The 592-nt window shown below is 44.9% G+C and carries 4 tRNA genes and 1 rRNA gene; all 5 read right to left on the bottom strand.

Annotation, left to right across the window (positions count from 1 at the left end):
• Nucleotides 1–3: 3 nt before the first annotated feature.
• The 5 genes from ACG95_RS03465 to ACG95_RS03445 all read right to left on the bottom strand — a co-directional run bounded on the left by ACG95_RS03465 (nucleotide 4) and on the right by ACG95_RS03445 (nucleotide 588).
• Nucleotides 4–75: transfer RNA gene (locus ACG95_RS03465), tRNA-Ser, on the bottom strand.
• Nucleotides 76–92: 17 nt separating this feature from the next.
• Nucleotides 93–165, bottom strand: a tRNA-Thr gene (locus ACG95_RS03460).
• Between the two features lie 101 nt (nucleotides 166–266).
• Nucleotides 267–339, bottom strand: a tRNA-Val gene (locus ACG95_RS03455).
• 6 nt (nucleotides 340–345) lie between these two features.
• Nucleotides 346–462 (bottom strand): 5S ribosomal RNA (gene rrf / locus ACG95_RS03450).
• Between the two features lie 53 nt (nucleotides 463–515).
• Nucleotides 516–588, bottom strand: a tRNA-Lys gene (locus ACG95_RS03445).
• Nucleotides 589–592 lie beyond the last annotated feature (4 nt).

Genomic DNA, 592 nt, shown 5'->3' with positions numbered 1-592 from the left:
CAAAGCGGAAGACGAGATTCGAACTCGCGACCCCCACCATAGCAAGGTGATGTTCTACCACTGAACTACTTCCGCATAATATATTCAGTTAATGCCGACTAGAGGATTCGAACCTCCGACCCCCTGTTTACAAGACAGATGCTCTGCCAGCTGAGCTAAGTCGGCATGACGATAAATACAACTATAACATCATATCATGCTCAGTTACATAAATCAACAATAACTTTACAACATTCATTAAACTATGAACCGAACTAACAGTTCAATGGAGGATACAGGGCTCGAACCTGTGACCCTCTGCTTGTAAGGCAGACGCTCTCCCAACTGAGCTAATCCTCCAATTTCGCATGGCAACGTCCTACCCTCGCAGGGAGCGATCCCCCAACTACTCTCGGCGCTAAGAAGCTTAACTTCTGTGTTCGACATGGGAACAGGTGTATCCTTCTCGCCATCGTCACCACACTATTGAAACTAAATATTAAATTGTCTAATATTCATTTAACCCTAAGGTTAAATGAGCCGTGACAGGTTCGAACTGTCGACCCTCTGATTAAAAGTCAGATGCTCTACCAACTGAGCTAACGGCTCATAT

Origin of the sequence: Lactiplantibacillus herbarum (assembly GCF_001039045.1) — a bacterium.
Taxonomy (GTDB): domain Bacteria; phylum Bacillota; class Bacilli; order Lactobacillales; family Lactobacillaceae; genus Lactiplantibacillus; species Lactiplantibacillus herbarum.
This window is presented reverse-complemented; position numbering and strand designations above follow the sequence as displayed.